The sequence below is a fragment of the Pantoea sp. Pa-EAmG genome (assembly GCF_030024295.1).
Taxonomy (GTDB): Bacteria; Pseudomonadota; Gammaproteobacteria; order Enterobacterales; family Enterobacteriaceae; genus Pantoea; species Pantoea dispersa.
Genome location: NZ_JASEWO010000010.1, coordinates 1 through 15,492, shown reverse-complemented (window position 1 = coordinate 15,492; position 15,492 = coordinate 1). Strand labels below are relative to the sequence as shown.

Here is a 15,492-nt window from a genome sequence, read left to right as displayed (position 1 = left end):
AGGCTGCCTGACGGCAGCCTGCTTCAGTGGCTTAACGCACGATATCTTCATCGCGATCGTTGAGCTCGGGTAGTGCAATTTGCCGTGAGGGCGCGTTATCCAGCCGATCGCCATAATCAGCACTGACATCGGGCAGGCTGGTAAACTGGCCATCGACGAACAAAAAGCTCAGGTGTTTTTCCACCTCCGCCAGTAATTCGTCCACTTCCTGCTCCGTTTCTCCCCCGGCATCTTTACCGTCCAGCTGCCAGCGATAACGATCGCCCACTCTTTCCGCACCGCCAATATCAACGATGTGGCCATCGATATTTTCCACCAGTAAACGCTGACGGGAAAAATAGAGTAAATAGGGCATCCGATCGCGATTGTTTTCTGACATAACATAACTCCTTCATGACGTTACCACGGTTAGCGCAGAAAATAATAGCGAAACGCAAATACTGCCCAATATACCGCGTTCAGACCTAAATAAGCCCAGCACCCCCAATAAGCCACAGGCTCGCGACGGGTGCGCAGTTTAGGTAAGAAAGCCAGTAAATAACCGGCTGCAGCAATAAGCGAAACGAAATAAAGTAGTTTCATGCGCTCTCCTGAATTTATTATCGTCTGATAAGCATAGACAGGATAAATAAGGTTGGGGATAGCGCAGGACATTCTTATCGGTGGCGATGGCAAAGATAACGGACGTCAGCCAATCAGCGCTTTAGCTTTAGCGCGAATCTCACTCAGTTCCTCGGCGGTCACATGGCTTTTTTTCACCACTTTTCTGGCGCGCCAGTCGATGGAGGTGACCTGATCGGCCAGCGCCACACTATCACGGCTACCGGTAAGGGAAACTTCAAAAGGATAGCCTTTGACCTGGGTGGTACACGGGACGCACAACAACATGCCGACCTTGTTGTTATAGGCAAAGGGACTCAGCACAACCGCAGGACGATGGCCGCCCTGTTCATGGCCGAGGGTGGGATCAAAATCCAGCCAGATGAGATCGCCTGCATCGGGAACAAAACGTGACACCATCAGATTCTTTCCTTGCCCACTGAAGGTCCAAAATCAATTTTATCATGAACGTTATCGTCGGTGATTTCGTCCAGCAGAGCGTCCAGTGAATACACCTTTTCCCTGAGCGGCACAAGGATCAGTTTGCCATCTTCAACGCTGAGTTCCAGTTTATCGTCCACGCTGAGCGACGCGGATTGCATCACGCTGGACGGAATGCGAATCGAGGGACTGTTGCCCCATTTCTTTAAGGTGACGGTCGTCATAACAGGCCTCCGAAGAATGTGTATACATTGTATAGCCGTGATGATGTTGATACAACGTATAAACACCTTCAGCCTGACATGTTAAGAAAGCGGCAGGATTCAGCGCGCCGTTAACTGTTGCAGCGCCGCTGCGCTGGCGGCATCATCCGGCACATACACCAGCAGGCGGTCGCCGTTGCGTGACGCCGACCACCAGTTGTTCTGGCGCAGCGTCATTTCGCCCACTTCGGCACGGTAAAAGCGTTTCACGCGGTTTTCTACCTTGCCCAGTTCGTAGCGCTGCCAGGTGCGCGCGAACTCATCGGAACTGTTCAGCAATCGCGCCAGGAAGCTCTCCCAGTGCGGATCGCCCAGATGCTCGCCCATCTGACCGCGAAACATCGCCACCATCTGTGGCATTACTTCGTCCCAGTCGGTCATCACGTTGCGCCAGCCGGCATGGTTGAACGCCAGCCAGATACAGTTGCGATCTTCCGGCGCGATCTGGGCTAAATCGACGCCCATCAGTGCACACCACGCCTGGTTATAGCCGAGGATATCGAAGCGCGGCGTTTCGATGATCGCCGGCAGCTGAATGGCATCCAGCATTTGCTGATTATGTCCGGCGAGTTTGCAGCAGGCAGCGGCGACGCGCGTCGATGGCAGGGTGTGTCCGGCCAGCGAGAAAAGATGCTGCGTCTCAACATCATTGCATTGCAGGGCGCTGGCGATGGCCGTCAGCGTTTTGGTGGAGGCTTTGATATCGCGCCCCTGTTCCAGCCAGGTGTACCAGGTGACGCCGACATCCGCCAGCTGCGCTACCTCTTCACGGCGTAAACCCGGCGTGCGGCGCTGACGCATGCGCGGTAAACCGAGGCGGTTAGGATCCAGGCTCTCACGGCGCGTACGTAAAAAGGTACCGAGTAATTTACGGTTGTTCAGCTCAGCGGGGGTAAGGGTTTGCGCGGTGCTCATCAGCAGCTCTCCAGACGAGACGGGTAGAATTTATACCATGATAATCAAGAACTGGTACCCGTTTAATGGTTAGGTGATGCTATGCCGTAGTGAAACTAAAAACAAGGTTAACGCTATGCAGACATCGCAACTTCAACGTGCAGGACTGGTGGTCCTGCTGGCCGGGCAGCTATTGCCGATGATCGACTTTTCCATAGTCAACGTCGCGCTGGATGCGATGGCGCAATCGCTGCGTGCCTCGCCGATCGCGCTGGCGCTGATCGTGGCGGTGTACGGTATCGCTTTTGCTATTTGTCTGGCGATGGGCGGACGCCTGGGTGATAACTTTGGCCGCCGTCGCGTGTTTCTGGCTGGCGTCTGGATCTTTGGCATTGCGTCATTATTGTGCGGCATCGCTAACAGCGTCGGCATGCTGATGTTTGCGCGCGCGCTGCAGGGCGTCGGTGCCGCTTTTATGGTGCCGCAGATTCTCGCCACGCTGCACGTTACGCTGCAGGGCAGGGCGCATGCGCGGGCGATTGGCCTGTACGGCGGTATCGGCGGGCTGGCTTTTATTGTTGGCCAGGTGCTGGGCGGTTTTTTGATCAAAGCCGATATTGGCGGCTACGGCTGGCGCAGCGTGTTTCTCATCAACCTGCCGATCTGCCTGTTCGTCCTGCTGACCGCGCGCCGCTTCGTACCGGAAACGCATAACCTCAAGCGGGTGCCGGTGGATGTGAGCGGTACGCTGCTGCTGGCTGGCGCGATCGGCTGTCTGATGCTGGCACTCGCGCTGGGGCCGCTGCTGCACTGGTCGTGGCCGTGCCTGTTACTGCTGGCGCTGTTTCCGTTGTTTCTGCATTGGCTGCGCCACAGCGCGCTGCGACTGGAAGCCGCTGGCGGATCGCCGCTGCTGCCGCCCTCGCTGCTGCGTCTTTCCAGCGTGCGTTTTGGTCTGACGCTGGCGGTGCTGTTCTTCTCCTGCTGGAGCGGCTTTATGTTCGCGGTGGCGCTGACGCTGCAATCCGGCATCGGCATGACCGCTTTCCAGTCCGGCAATGCGTTTATTGCCCTGGGTGCGGCCTATTTTATCGGCTCAATGCGTACTACCCGCATGGTTGAGCGCTATGGTAAACGTGCCACGTTACTGTCTGGCTGTGCGATTCAGATGGTCGGGCTGGTGGCGCTGATCGCGACGCTGCAGCTGAAGTGGCCGCAGGTGGGCATTGCTACGTTGATTCCGGCTACCGCGCTGATTGGCTTTGGCCAGTCGTTTATTGTCAGCACCTTCTACCGGATTGGCATGAGCGGGGTGCCGCATCATCAGGCCGGCGCAGGCAGTGCGGTGCTGTCTACCGTGCAGCAATCGGCGCTGGGACTGGGACCGATGCTGCTCGGCGGCGTGTTCACCCAGATCAATCAGCATGGTAATCATCTGGCAGCCATCAGCGGTACGCTGGCGGTGGAGTTGCTGATGATGGCACTGCTGGTGGTGCTGACCAGCGTCAACCGCCGGACGTTCCAGCCGGCGACGGCTGAAGGCTGACGCCGGAGGGAAAAAGTCAGCCCGTCTGGTCACCGTAGACCGTGACCCTGCAAGGTAATAACAGGTTTTTGGGCCGGGTGCGCATTGATGCGCCCCGGCACCTGAAAACCGCGCCGCGCTTACTTTTCCGCCAGGCGTAAACCACTTTCGGCATCGAACAGATGAATTTTTTGCGGATTGAAACCGATGCGCAGCGTCGCGCCACTGCTGGCCGCATGCCGTCCGGCCATCTGCATATGCAGCGCATGACCGTGCCAGTCAAGGTGCAGCAGGGTTGATTCCCCGGTAATCTCCACCACGTTTACCCTCGCAGGCGCGCCGTCCTGCACTTCGCACAGATCGTGCGGGCGCACCCCCAGCGTCACGGCAGCGCCTTCACGTTCCTGTGCCACCGCCTGCCACTGCGCGGGCAGCGGCTGCCACCAGTCCTGACACTGCACGCCCGTCACGCCATCGTGCGTCAGCAATTGTGCCGGTAACAGGTTCATGGGCGGCGAACCAATAAAACGCGCCACAAAGGTATCTGCCGGACGATCGTAGATCGCCAGCGGTGCGCCCTGTTGCACGATGCGTCCCTCTTTCATCACCACAATCTGGTCGGCCAGCGTCATCGCTTCTACCTGATCGTGCGTGACATACACCATGGTGGTTTTGAAACGCTGATGCAGTGACTTGATCTCGGCGCGCAGCTCCATACGCAGCTGGGCATCAAGGTTAGAGAGCGGTTCGTCAAACAGAAACACCTGCGGATTACGCACCATGGCGCGGCCCATCGCCACGCGCTGACGCTGCCCACCCGAGAGCGCGCGCGGGTAGCGCTGCAGCAGCTTATCAATGCCAAGAATCGCGGCGATGCGCGCGATTTTCTGCTGCTGCTCATCGCGACGTACCTTTTTTACCTGCATGTGAAACGCCAGGTTTTCGGCCACCGTCAGATGCGGATAGAGCGCATAACTCTGAAACACCATCGCAATGTCGCGATCGGCGGGATCGCGATCGTTAATCTGCACCTTATCCATCAGAATCGCGCCGTCGGAAAGGCTCTCCAGTCCGGCGAGCAGGCGCAGCAGCGTCGACTTGCCGCAGCCGGACGGGCCGACCAGCACGGTAAAGCTGCCGTCGGGAATGGTCAGGTCGAGCGGATGCAGCACCGACTGTTTACCGTAGCGCTTGGCCACTTTAACGAGTTCAACACCGGCCATAATTTAAAACTCCTGTGCGCATAGTTGCAGTTGTTGCCAGTCGGGATAACGACGTGGCTGCGTGCTGATTGCCAGTGAGGCCACCGCAATGCCCCATTGCAGCGCGGTGGCAAGCTCCTGCTGATGCAGCAGCGCGGTAAGAAAACCAGCGTTAAAGCTGTCGCCGGCACCGATGGTGTCGACCACCGCGACCGCGCGACCAGGCTGTTGCAGGCTGCGCTGACGCTGCCAGCAGCCCGCGCCCTGCGCACCGCATTTCACCACGCAGCCGCCGCGCCCGCTGAGCCGTTGCGCCAGCTGGTGCGCACCGGTGTGCAGATCATCTGCGCCACTCAGCCCGAGCGTTTCGACTTCATTGAGCAGCAGCCAGTCGCACTGCGGCAGCCAGCGGGCGATCTGCGCGCGTACCTCATCGCTCCAGCCCTGTGGCGGCCAGCCGGTATCGACGGCAGTGATAAACCCGCGCTGCTGCAGTTCGGCCAGCAACTGCGGGTAGTCGTCATACAGTTGCAGGCAGAGAAACGTGCCGCACAACAGCACGATATCGCTGCTGCTGGCTTGCGCCGGGAGCTGGCTCAGCACGTCCTGCGCGCTGAGCCGCACAATGTGACCGAGATTGCTGAGGAACGATCGCTCGTGATCGGAGTGCGTAACGCCAACGGTGAGCGAGGTTTCGCAGGGGTAGCGTGTCCAGTGCGCCGCGCTGTGCGGAAAATGGCTCGCCAGCCATGCGCTGAGGCCGTCATCGCCCTGATTAGCGACGGCGCGATGGCGCACCTGCATCGCTTCCAGCGCCAGTGCGCAGTTGCCCGCCGAACCGCCCGGACGCAGCTCACTGTGCTGCAGCATCACTTCGGTGCCGCGCTGCGGCCAGCTGTCCAGCGTACCCATGATGACATCGACATTGATATTGCCCACCACGTAGAGCGTGGCGCGGGCTTCCTTATTGCTCATCATCCTTTGCTCCCGCCACTGGCAAGGCCGCTGACCAGCGTTTTTTGCAGCCAGATAGCGATAAAGAGAGGAGGAACCGACGCCAGAATACCGACGGCGGCAATCAGCCCATCGTCAGTGGCGCGGCCTGCGGTAAAGCCGGCAATGGTGACCGGCAGGGTTTGTGCGGCGATGTTACTGGTGAACAGCAGGGCGTAGAAAAATTCATCCCACGCCAGCAGCCAGCCAAACAGCGCCGCCGCGCCCAGCACCGGTTTCGCCAGCGGCAGCGTAATGCGCAGCAGCACCTGCCAGACGCGCAGACCATCAAGACGCGCGGCCTGTTCGATATCCTGCGGCAGGGCATCAAACTGGTTTTTCAGCATCCAGGTGAGAAACGGCAGAATCAGCGAGCAGTACACGATGATCAAACCGGGTCGGGTGTTGAGCAGATCGAACTGCTGCAGCAGAAAGTAGAGCGGCAGCACAAACGCCACCGGCGGCACCATATAGATGGCCAGAGACGCGAACAGCCAGCCGTCACGGCCGCGATAGCGCGAGAAGCTGAACGCCGCCGGGATCGCCAGCAGCAGGCATACCAGTGTTGCGCCGGTTGCCACCAGCAGGCTATTACCCAGCGCATGTAGAAACAGCGCGCCGGGCTGGCCGGGTTCCAGCGAGATCAGCCTGCCGTAGCGGCTGAAATCCCACTGGCGCGGCAGCCACTCCAGCGGCACGCGTGTCAGATCGCTGGTGGCGCTGACGCTCATCAGAAACAGCCAGCCCATCGGTGCCACGACGGAGAGCGCCACCAGCAGCGCCGCCGCGTATTTAGCGCAGGTACGCAGTTTAACCTTCATAGGCACTTCCCCGACGGCGCTGCCGCCACAGTAATAGCATGTAAAGGGTGATCAGCACCGCGCACAGCAGCGTCATTAACATGGCATAAGCCGCACCGCTGCCGGCGCGCAGGTAGCTGAATGATTCCTGATAGACGTAAAAGCTCAGCGTTTTGGTGCTGTCGACCGGACCGCCGCGCGTCATCACATAGATGATGTCGAAGATCTTAAAGGCGTCGATGGTGCGTAACACCAGCGCCACGCTGAGCGATCCGACAATCGCCGGAAAGGTGATGGCACGAAAACGCCGCCATGCCGATGCGCCATCCAGCCGTGCCGCTTCGTAAAGATCCTCCGGCACCGACTGCAGCGCCGCCAGCACCAGCAGCGTCACCAGCGGATAGTTTTTCCAGATGTCGGCAAACATTACTGCGTTGAGCGCGGAAGCCGGCGACCCCAGCCAGCTGCGGTAGCCATCAATGATACCGAGCTGCGTCAGCAGGGCGTTGATACTGCCGTAGTCCGGATTGAAATTGAGGCGCCACATCATGGCGTTCACAATGGTTGGCAGCGCCCACGGCAGAATCACCAGCACGCGCAGCACGTTACGTCCGGCGAATTTCTGGTTGAGCAGCAGCGCAACCAGCACGCCGATGACGCCTTCAATCGCTACCGACACCACGGTGAAGTAGAGCGTGCGCCACAGCGAGGTTTGAAAATCCGCATCGGTAATGGCGTAGAGATAGTTCTCCAGGCCAATCCATTGCGGCGCTTCCCCGCCGCTGCCAATCAGCGCGGCGTCGGTAAAACTCAGCCAGATAGTGCGCAGCAGCGGCCAGGCGGTGAGCAACAGCATCACCAGTAGCATGGGTGCCAGCAGCACCCACGCCTGCCGTTGTTCGCGTTGACGCAAACTCAGCATACTGACCCCTTAACGCAGACGCGCCGCACTTTTGTCTACCGCCTGCATGGCTGCTTCCGGTGTCGCGCTGCCGACCAGAACCTGTTGCAGCTGCTGCTGCAGGGTGTTGGAGAGACGTGAATAATCAGCGGTTTCCGGACGCGACAGCATGACATTCAGCGATTTGTCGGCAGCAGCGATCAGGCTCTCCTGATTCTTACTGACCGCGGGATCCTGGTAGGAGCTTTTCCAGATCGGCAGACTGAGCGTGGCGTATTTATTCTGTACCGGCTGCGAAGTCATGTAACTGATGTACTGCCACGCCTGATCCGGATGGCTGCTGCCTTTGGCAATGCCCAGACCCATCGAACCGTTGACCGCGCCGAAACGATTGGGCGCATCGCCGGGTGCGGGCATGATGCCAACCTGGCCGGCGACTTTACTCTGCTTGGCATCGTTGGCCATGTTGTACATGTAGGTCCAGTTGAGAGCGAAAGCCGCATCGCCGTTGGAAAAGGCTTTGCGCACGTCCTCTTCCAGATATTCGCGCGAAGCCGGGTTGGTCAGACCCTCATCGAGCGAGCTTTTCATCAGCTTCACCGCCTGCAGCGAGGCTGGCGTAGAGAAATCGAGCTTACCGTTGTTATAGAATTTGCCGCCGAAGCCGGAGACCAGCGTGGTGTAGTCACACACCAGCGCTTCCGCCTGTGACCAGCTCCATACCAGCGGATATTTAACGATATTTTTCTGCTTAATGATGCGCGCATCATCCATCACCTGCTGCCAGGTTTGCGGCAGATCTTTGATGCCGGCTTTTTCCAGCATCGCTTTGTTGTAGTAGAGATATTTGGTGTCGAGGATCCACGGCATGCCCAGTGTTTTGCCTTTGAACACCACAGTGTTCATTGCGCCGGGGAAGATTTTCTCTTTTTCATCTGCGCTGATGCGACTGCTGACATCCTGCAACAGGTCGAACTTGCTGAATTCCGCCGGCCAGATGGCATCAAACAGCACCACATCGTAACCGTTGCCGCCCGCGCCGCGTGCCGCGACGATCTTATCGTGCAGCGCTTCGTAAGGAACAAACTCGAGATTGACCTGCACGTCCGGGTGCGCTGTCTGAAACGCCTGAGTCATGGCGCGGATATCATTTTCACTGTAGGCCGCCTGCGTCATAAACAGGGCGTTGAGCGTAGTGGTAGCCGCTGCCGCGCTGCCCGCGCAGGCGAACAGTACGGCGGCAAAACAACCTTTCATCTGATTTTTCATTGCGTTCTCGCCTTCATGCAGTAGAGGGTGTTTAATTAAATCAATTTGATTGATTTAATATCGCGCACAGATTGCCAGCGCGCAGTGGCTGACAGCAGTGAGCTAAAGCAAGGGACGTGCCAGGGCAGAAAACAACGCTGCCATCCGACACTACTTTGCACAGATTTTTGCCGCTGTCAGGTAAACAGGTTGTAAAATGTGTTGCCGATCATAGATATTGAGGCGGCGGTCCGCAGCGGTGGTTAAAAGAGGGAAGCGAGCAGGATGAAAACGTCGGGAACCAATCTGGAACATGCGCGCGCGCACAATCGCCGGGTGATTATCGAAGCGATACGCCTGCACGGTGAGCTGACCCGTGCCGAGCTGGCGCGACTGACCGCGTTAACGCCGCAAACCGTCTCGAATATTGTCGCTGAACTGGAGCAGGCGGAACTGCTCACCAGCCGTCAGCCGCGTAAGCAGGGCCGCGGTCAGCCGGCGATTCCGGTCACCCTGAATCCTGCCAGTGCGTTTTCCATCGGCATCCATCTCGACCATCAGACGCTACTGATTGTGCTGGTGGACCTGACCGGTGAAATCCATTTTCGCCGCCTTATTATGGTGCAAAAACCGCAGCCGGATGCCACATTAGCGCGCATTGCTGGGGTGCTGGCGGAGATCAAACAGCAGACCGGGCCGCGCTGGCAAAAAGTGCTGGGTATTGGCGTAGTGATGCCGGGGCCGTTTGGTGTGGAGGGTATCTCGTCAATGGGGCCGACCACGCTGCACGGCTGGGAGGATGTCGATATCGCGGCGCGTCTCGCTGAGATGAGCGGACTGCCGGTCACGCTGGAGAATGATGCCACCGTCGCGGCGATTGGCGAACGCTTTCACGGTGTGGCGCGTCATCTTAATTCCTTTATTTATCTGTATATTGGCACGGGCCTGGGCGCGGGCATCATCATGGATGGCCATGTGTACAGCGGCCATGCGCACAACGCCGGTGAAGTGGGGCACGTGGTGGTTGAACCCGGTGGACGTGAGTGTTACTGCGGCAATCACGGCTGCCTGGAGCGTTATGTTTCGCTGCAGGCCGCTTACGAATTCTGCGGGCTGGACCCAATGAGCGCGCTGCCGGAAGATTTACTGCAGGTTGATCCGGCGCTGTTTGATCGCTGGATCGATACTGTGCTCACGCCGCTGCGCCAGGGTATTAATATGCTGGAGTGTATCTTTGATGCCGAGAGCGTGATTATCGGCGGCATGATGCCTGCGGTGTTGCTGGATAAAATTATCCAGCGCCTGCCGCCGCTCTACCAATCGGTGCGCGGCCGCTATCTGACCGGCACGCGACTCAAGACCGGCATGACCGGCAGCGACACCGCCGCCCTGGGCGCAGCGGCTCTGCCAATTTTTGATGAGTTTAATCCGCAGTTCCAGGTGCTGATGAAGTGAAAAACGCGGCCAGCGTTTTACCGCATCACCCAGTGTCCGGCGCTCACTTCCTGATAATGCCGTGTTTCCGGCACAAATCCATTGGCACGCACCGGGCTCTTCAGCTCGCTGACGTCCATGTACCGTTTTAAATGGCGGCGCGCCGGATCGGGCACCGGCACCGACGCGAGCAGTTTTTGTGTGTAAGGGTGCTGCGGATTCTCAAAAATAGCCGCGCGCGGTCCAATCTCAACAATCTCTCCCAGCAGCATCACCGCCACACGATGGCTGATGCGCTCCACTACTGCCATATCATGCGAGATAAACAGATACGACAGATTCAGGCTGTGTTGCAGATCGAGCAGCAGATTGATGATCTGCGCTTTCACGGTGACATCAAGGGCGGACACCGACTCGTCGGCAATGATCATTTTCGGATCGAGCATCAGCGCACGGGCAATGCAGATGCGCTGACGCTGGCCGCCGGAAAATTCGTGCGGATAGCGTTTCAGCATAGTTGCGGGCAGGCCAACGCGCGTCATCAGTTCGGCCGCTTTGCTCTGTGCAGCGGCCTTACTGCCCAGCCGATGCTGTAAAAAAGGTTCGGTGAGGGCTTCAAGGACTGACATGCGCGGGTTAAGGCTGGCAAACGGATCCTGAAAAATCATCTGCATGGCGCAGCGCAGCTTGCGCAGTTCTTGCCGGGAGAGGGTGAGCACGTCGCTGCCGTCAAAAGCAATCTGCCCGGAGTTCGGCTGCACCAGCCGCGTTAGCGAGCGGCCGGTGGTGGATTTGCCACAGCCGGATTCGCCGACCAGCGACAAGGTTTCACCCGGCAGCAGATCAAACGAGATATTCTCCACGGCGTGCACCGCACCGGTTTTACGGCTGAACAGCCCTTCGTGAATGCTGAAGCGCGTGCTGAGGTTCTTCACCGACAGCAGCGGCGTTTGCCCTTGTGGCGTCTGCCGCGCCTGCGCCACCGGCGCTTCGCCGTTGAGCGCAAACTTACGCGGTCCATCGATGCCGCTCATGGCACCCAGCTGCGGCACGGTCGCAATCAGAGTGCGGGTATACTCTGCCGCCGGGGCTGAAAAAATCGCGGCGGTGCTGCCGGTTTCCACCATCGCGCCCTGATACATCACCAGCGTGCGGTCGGCGACTTCTGCCACCACGCCCATATCGTGGGTGATGAACAGTACGGCGGTGCCTTCCTCCTCCTGCAGGGTCTTGATCAGGTCAAGGATTTGACCCTGAATCGTGACGTCGAGCGCCGTGGTCGGCTCGTCAGCAATTAGCAGTTTTGGACGCAGCGCCAGCGCCATGGCGATCATCACGCGCTGACGCATACCGCCGGAAAAGTGGTGCGGGTAATCGCTGAAGCGTTTGGCCGCGTTGGGAATACGCACTTTTTCCAGCAGCCGGATAGTCTCCTCGCGGGCGGCGCGTGCACTGATTTTGCGGTGCGCGATCAGCGCCTCAGCAATCTGGTGACCGATAGTGAACGACGGATTAAGACTGGTCATCGGCTCCTGGAATATCATCGCAATGGCATTGCCACGGATATCGCGCATTGCACGCTCGCTCAGCGTGAGCAAGTCCACGCCGTTCAGCAGCACTTTGCCGCTGATACGTGCGTGACGACTATTCAGCAGGTGCATGATCGCCATCGAGGTTACGCTTTTGCCTGAGCCCGACTCACCCACAATCGCCAGCGTTTCGCCGGCACCGAGGGTAAAAGAGACGTTTTTCACCACCTCACGCCAGCGGTCATCACTGCGAAACGCGACGGTGAGATTTTCGATGCTCAGCACCGGCGGGTCAGCGCGATTCATTGTGCCGCCACAAAGCGCGCCGAGCGGGTGCTGACCGGCACAAAGGTAAAATCAGTATCGAACGGATAAGCCGGCTGCAGCTTGCGCTTGCGCACCAGCCGTTCAACATACTGATCGACCACACCTTCCGACAGCGCCATCAGGTTGGGATTGGCAATCGGCGCCAGCTCGGGCGACAGGTAACCGGATTTCACCACCACAATTTTTGCCTGGCGCGGATCGAGTCCAAGCAGGGCAAAATCCGCCAGGTTGTGATAAGGACGACGCCGATCGGCAACCACCACGGTAATGCCTGCAATCTTCAGCAGCGCCTGACGGGCAACCGAACGGGCATCATCACTCAGCAGCAACACGTCAAACTCGCCGCTGACTTTGCCGCCGGCAGGATCCAGCGTGGCACCGATAGTCAGGGAGAGCCGGGCCCCGACGCCCGCGGCGAAGGCCGCCTCCGTGGCCGGTTTATCGGTAATGCCGGCAACGATGACATCCTGCGCATTTTGCCGCAGCAGCTCGGCCAGTACATCGGCCCGATCGCCCACGCCGCCGCCGGTCGGGTTATCACCGGAGTCGGCGAGAATCACCGGTCCTCCAGGGCTGGAAATCGCCATGCGTACGCACTCTTCAGTACTGCCGGTCACGCAGCCAAACACAAATTGCTCACGCGCCTGCCAGTAAGCCAGCGCCAGTTTGGCCGCCTGCTCAGACAGCACATCGGCATCGGTACCGGTCATGATGGCTGCCGCCGTGGCGCGTGGCTCATCCGCCCAGACATAGCCAACCATCAGCGAAGCATCCCAGATATGTTCAAGTGCGTTAATCCCGGGCAGGCTGGCGTAAAGGCTTTTGGCCGGTTCATCTTCCGTGCTGGTGCGCTCGCCTGGCAGCACCACGGGGATCGGTGCCCACACCACACCCGGTCGGATGCCGCTTTGCAGGCTATTGACCAGCATTGAGACGGAGCGGCGCATGGTCTCTTCCACATCGATATGCGGTGCCGTGCGGTAGGTTGAAAACATATCGATCGCGTCGATGATGCGCTGCGAGACATTGCCGTGCAGATCGTAGCTGACGCTAATCGGACAATCGGGCCCGACCAGCTCGCGCGTCGCGCTAATCCAGTCGCCTTCCGCGTCTTCCATCCCTTCGACATAAACCGCGCCGTGCATCGCCAGGTAAACGCCATCCACGGGCAAATACGCCTCAAGCCGACGGAGAAACTCCTGTTTGAAGGCATCATAGGTCACACGTGCTACCGGCCCACCGGCAATGGCGCGGGCGTGAAAGGTCGGCAGAAATTCGGCCGCGTAATCCTGCAGAAAGGCGAAATAGGGATTGGACGTCATCGTTTCACCGCGCACGATGCGGAAGTCGTCGGCGTAATTGAGCACCGGATTCCAGGTACTGCATTCAGTATGAATTCCACCATAGGCAATGCGCATAACAGACTCCGCTAGTCGGGTAAGTGAACGATAAAACGGTAAGCCGCCACACTGGCTGCGGCGCGGGCCCAGCTCAACTGATCAATCGCCATGCTGGCGATGGGCGTCTTACCCATAATTGAAGGCAACACGTGACTATCTACCGCCTGCATCACCACGGTTCTGAGCAGGCCGTCGAATGCATCCGGCTGATGGGCGATGACAATCATCTCCGGATCGTTCATCTGAATGATATTGGCGATGGCGAGGCCAAGTGCGTCACCTGCCTGGTGCAGAATGGCGATCGCGGCGCTATTGCCTTTTACCGCCAGCGCTTCCAGTTCGGCAACGCTGGTGCAGGGCAGCTGTTTGTCACGCATGCTTTCACGCATCGCAGTGAGCGATGCCAGCGTATCAAGGCAGCCGCGTTTGCCGCAGCGGCACGGACGCCCGCCGGGCTCTACGGTACAGTGAGCAATTTCACCGGCCCCACCGTGCGCGCCGCGGTGCAGCTGCCCCTGAAAGAAGTGCGCGGAGCCAATGCCGTCGCCGTGGGAAATCAGGGTGAAATTCCGTGCCTTTTTCGCCACGCCGAAAATCTTTTCGCTGACCGCCAGAGCTTTGGCATCGTTTTCCAGTGACACCTCCAGACCGGTTTGCGCGTTAAGCAGTGCCGCCAGCGGGACGTTTTTCCAGCCCAGCAGGGCAGACTGAACGCACACCGCCTGGTTTTCATCCACAAAGCCGGAAAGCGTGACGCCCAGCCCGATAAGCTGGTCGGCGGAGATGCCTTTTTGTGCAAGCAGACCGGGGATGGCGGCGGCCAGCGCACCAGCCAGCAGCGCAGGATCGGGATTCAGCGGCATGTGGGTACTGGCCAGGATGCGACCGTGCATATCCGTCAGCACCAGATACACATCGTCACCGAGCAACGACGCACCGAGAAAATAGGCGCTGTCGGCACGCATTTTTAATAACACCGAAGGCCGACCCTGACCGTTACTTTCCGGAATGCTCTCCTCAAGCAGTCCTGCGCTAAGCATCTCTTTGATTAATGTGCTGATTGCGGCTTTACTCAGCTTCATTTTTTCCGCAATTGCCGTGCGGCTCATGCCATGCGAAGAAATTAATAAACGCAGAATTTGTTGCTGATGAGCATTAAGCATCCGGATTCTCACGGCACAGGCTGTATTTGGCCGACAATAATCAGCCATGAAAACAAATTCAAGCGTATTTAGTTTATTTTCTGAATGCAGATCGAATTATAAGTAAAATATATGAACTGACATCTTGGCTTTTGTTTGCAGAGTGTGCCTTATATAGCGTCGAGCCCGTTCTTCTGCTGCCGTTAACATGATCAAAGCGTATGGCAGGCGATGGCGTGCAATGACAGTCAGCTGCCTGCCGGGCAATGACTCTTCACTCTTTGTCACTGATTCACTGAGGCCTTCATGCAAAGCACACTCAAGCATTTCAGGATACTGACACTTGCCGCGGGTATTCTGGCGTCGTTTTCCAGCGCATCGGTTTTGGCTGCTCAGCTGGTCATTATGCAAAACGAACCGCCGCGCAGCATGGACCCGGGCAATCAGACCGCGACCTTTACCGGCACGGTGCTGGACCCGATGTATGAAGGCCTGACGCGGCTCGGTGACGATGGCAAAATCATGCCGGCCCTGGCGCTCTCCTGGCATGCCGACGACAGCGGACTGCACTGGGAATTTACGCTGCGTCCCAACGTTAAATTCCACGATGGCACGCCATTTAATGCCGATGCGGTCGTTGAAAACTTTCAGCGTCATCTGGATACGAAGCGCGGTCTTGCCGGAAGTGGGAAAATTCGCACCTTTATTCAGGACGTGCAGAAAAAAGATGACTTACCCGTCACCTTTACACTGAAGAAACTTAATCCGGCGTTTTTACCTGTGCTGGCCTCCG

The 15,492-nt window shown here is 58.4% G+C and carries 16 protein-coding genes; 3 read left to right on the top strand and 13 right to left on the bottom strand.

All coding sequences use genetic code 11. The annotated features are described in order from the left end of the window. Nucleotides 1-31 precede the first annotated feature (31 nt). The 5 genes from QMM04_RS02760 to QMM04_RS02740 form a co-directional block, all read right to left on the bottom strand. Nucleotides 32-379, bottom strand: coding sequence for a hypothetical protein (locus QMM04_RS02760; RefSeq protein WP_021508894.1), 348 nt, complete (start codon nt 377-379; stop codon nt 32-34). Nucleotides 380-408: 29 nt separating this feature from the next. Beyond that, nucleotides 409-582 carry a hypothetical protein gene (locus QMM04_RS02755; protein WP_021508895.1) on the bottom strand — a complete coding sequence of 58 codons (174 nt, stop codon included), beginning with the start codon at nt 580-582 and terminating at the stop codon, nt 409-411. A 105-nt stretch (nt 583-687) separates the two neighbouring features. After that, entirely contained in the window at nt 688-1,020 is a 333-nt protein-coding gene (gene mazF, locus QMM04_RS02750) for an endoribonuclease MazF (RefSeq protein WP_058770345.1), read from the bottom strand. Then, nucleotides 1,020-1,265 carry an AbrB/MazE/SpoVT family DNA-binding domain-containing protein gene (locus QMM04_RS02745; RefSeq protein ID WP_058770344.1) on the bottom strand — a complete coding sequence of 82 codons (246 nt, stop codon included), beginning with the start codon at nt 1,263-1,265 and terminating at the stop codon, nt 1,020-1,022. The genes mazF and QMM04_RS02745 overlap by 1 nt, the downstream gene beginning before the upstream one ends. Nucleotides 1,266-1,364: 99 nt before the next feature. Then, entirely contained in the window at nt 1,365-2,219 is an 855-nt protein-coding gene (locus QMM04_RS02740; protein WP_282995597.1) for a helix-turn-helix transcriptional regulator, read from the bottom strand. A 115-nt stretch (nt 2,220-2,334) separates the two neighbouring features. On the opposite strand from QMM04_RS02740, the gene QMM04_RS02735 reads away from it, so the two are divergent. Then, complete coding sequence (locus QMM04_RS02735) at nt 2,335-3,744, top strand: MFS transporter (protein WP_282995596.1); 1,410 nt, start codon at nt 2,335-2,337, stop codon at nt 3,742-3,744. A gap of 119 nt (nt 3,745-3,863) precedes the next feature. Here the strand turns inward: QMM04_RS02735 and ugpC are convergent, their stop codons facing one another. Genes ugpC through QMM04_RS02710 form a run of 5 tightly spaced genes read right to left on the bottom strand, consistent with a single transcriptional unit; the run spans nt 3,864 to nt 8,888 of the window. Beyond that, on the bottom strand, nt 3,864-4,946 hold the full coding sequence (gene ugpC / locus QMM04_RS02730) for a sn-glycerol-3-phosphate ABC transporter ATP-binding protein UgpC (RefSeq protein WP_282995595.1): 1,083 nt from the start codon (nt 4,944-4,946) through the stop codon (nt 3,864-3,866). 3 nt (nt 4,947-4,949) lie between these two features. Beyond that, nucleotides 4,950-5,903: a carbohydrate kinase family protein gene (locus tag QMM04_RS02725; protein WP_282995594.1), complete on the bottom strand. Its 954-nt coding sequence runs from the start codon at nt 5,901-5,903 to the stop codon at nt 4,950-4,952. Next, nucleotides 5,900-6,739, bottom strand: a complete 840-nt coding sequence (locus QMM04_RS02720; protein WP_021508900.1) for a carbohydrate ABC transporter permease — start codon at nt 6,737-6,739, stop codon at nt 5,900-5,902. Before QMM04_RS02720 ends, QMM04_RS02725 begins: the two co-directional genes overlap by 4 nt. After that, nucleotides 6,729-7,640 (bottom strand): sugar ABC transporter permease, encoded by a 912-nt coding sequence (locus tag QMM04_RS02715; RefSeq protein WP_021508901.1) that lies wholly within the window; start codon nt 7,638-7,640, stop codon nt 6,729-6,731. The genes QMM04_RS02720 and QMM04_RS02715 overlap by 11 nt, the downstream gene beginning before the upstream one ends. 9 nt (nt 7,641-7,649) lie before the next feature. After that, nucleotides 7,650-8,888, bottom strand: coding sequence for an extracellular solute-binding protein (locus QMM04_RS02710; protein ID WP_125310206.1), 1,239 nt, complete (start codon nt 8,886-8,888; stop codon nt 7,650-7,652). Between the two features lie 264 nt (nt 8,889-9,152). On the opposite strand from QMM04_RS02710, the gene QMM04_RS02705 reads away from it, so the two are divergent. Beyond that, entirely contained in the window at nt 9,153-10,322 is a 1,170-nt protein-coding gene (locus tag QMM04_RS02705) for an ROK family transcriptional regulator (RefSeq protein WP_058759002.1), read from the top strand. Nucleotides 10,323-10,339: 17 nt separating this feature from the next. Here QMM04_RS02705 and QMM04_RS02700 read toward each other — a convergent pair whose 3' ends face one another. From QMM04_RS02700 to QMM04_RS02690, 3 genes are read right to left on the bottom strand one after another with little or no spacing between them, the layout of a single operon-like run. Then, on the bottom strand, nt 10,340-12,136 hold the full coding sequence (locus QMM04_RS02700; RefSeq protein WP_282995593.1) for an ABC transporter ATP-binding protein: 1,797 nt from the start codon (nt 12,134-12,136) through the stop codon (nt 10,340-10,342). Beyond that, nucleotides 12,133-13,575 carry a M81 family metallopeptidase gene (locus QMM04_RS02695; protein ID WP_166719399.1) on the bottom strand — a complete coding sequence of 481 codons (1,443 nt, stop codon included), beginning with the start codon at nt 13,573-13,575 and terminating at the stop codon, nt 12,133-12,135. The genes QMM04_RS02700 and QMM04_RS02695 overlap by 4 nt, the downstream gene beginning before the upstream one ends. Before the next feature lie 11 nt (nt 13,576-13,586). Beyond that, nucleotides 13,587-14,720, bottom strand: a complete 1,134-nt coding sequence (locus tag QMM04_RS02690) for an ROK family transcriptional regulator (protein ID WP_058781055.1) — start codon at nt 14,718-14,720, stop codon at nt 13,587-13,589. Between the two features lie 384 nt (nt 14,721-15,104). Between QMM04_RS02690 and QMM04_RS02685 the strand changes: the two genes are divergently transcribed. Beyond that, nucleotides 15,105-15,492, top strand: a 388-nt coding sequence (locus tag QMM04_RS02685) for an ABC transporter substrate-binding protein (protein WP_282995592.1), incomplete at its 3' end; no start/stop codon positions are given.

What these genes read in the sequence shown, in the direction of transcription:
- QMM04_RS02760 (WP_021508894.1), bottom strand. Translation starts at nt 379, where the DNA reads ATGTCAGAAAACAATCGCGATCGGATGCCCTATTTACTCTATTTTTCC.
- QMM04_RS02755 (WP_021508895.1), bottom strand. Translation starts at nt 582, where the DNA reads ATGAAACTACTTTATTTCGTTTCGCTTATTGCTGCAGCCGGTTATTTA.
- mazF (WP_058770345.1), bottom strand. Translation starts at nt 1,020, where the DNA reads ATGGTGTCACGTTTTGTTCCCGATGCAGGCGATCTCATCTGGCTGGAT.
- QMM04_RS02745 (WP_058770344.1), bottom strand. Translation starts at nt 1,265, where the DNA reads ATGACGACCGTCACCTTAAAGAAATGGGGCAACAGTCCCTCGATTCGC.
- QMM04_RS02740 (WP_282995597.1), bottom strand. Translation starts at nt 2,219, where the DNA reads ATGAGCACCGCGCAAACCCTTACCCCCGCTGAGCTGAACAACCGTAAA.
- QMM04_RS02735 (WP_282995596.1), top strand. Translation starts at nt 2,335, where the DNA reads ATGCAGACATCGCAACTTCAACGTGCAGGACTGGTGGTCCTGCTGGCC.
- ugpC (WP_282995595.1), bottom strand. Translation starts at nt 4,946, where the DNA reads ATGGCCGGTGTTGAACTCGTTAAAGTGGCCAAGCGCTACGGTAAACAG.
- QMM04_RS02725 (WP_282995594.1), bottom strand. Translation starts at nt 5,903, where the DNA reads ATGATGAGCAATAAGGAAGCCCGCGCCACGCTCTACGTGGTGGGCAAT.
- QMM04_RS02720 (WP_021508900.1), bottom strand. Translation starts at nt 6,739, where the DNA reads ATGAAGGTTAAACTGCGTACCTGCGCTAAATACGCGGCGGCGCTGCTG.
- QMM04_RS02715 (WP_021508901.1), bottom strand. Translation starts at nt 7,640, where the DNA reads ATGCTGAGTTTGCGTCAACGCGAACAACGGCAGGCGTGGGTGCTGCTG.
- QMM04_RS02710 (WP_125310206.1), bottom strand. Translation starts at nt 8,888, where the DNA reads ATGAAAAATCAGATGAAAGGTTGTTTTGCCGCCGTACTGTTCGCCTGC.
- QMM04_RS02705 (WP_058759002.1), top strand. Translation starts at nt 9,153, where the DNA reads ATGAAAACGTCGGGAACCAATCTGGAACATGCGCGCGCGCACAATCGC.
- QMM04_RS02700 (WP_282995593.1), bottom strand. Translation starts at nt 12,136, where the DNA reads ATGAATCGCGCTGACCCGCCGGTGCTGAGCATCGAAAATCTCACCGTC.
- QMM04_RS02695 (WP_166719399.1), bottom strand. Translation starts at nt 13,575, where the DNA reads ATGCGCATTGCCTATGGTGGAATTCATACTGAATGCAGTACCTGGAAT.
- QMM04_RS02690 (WP_058781055.1), bottom strand. Translation starts at nt 14,720, where the DNA reads ATGCTTAATGCTCATCAGCAACAAATTCTGCGTTTATTAATTTCTTCG.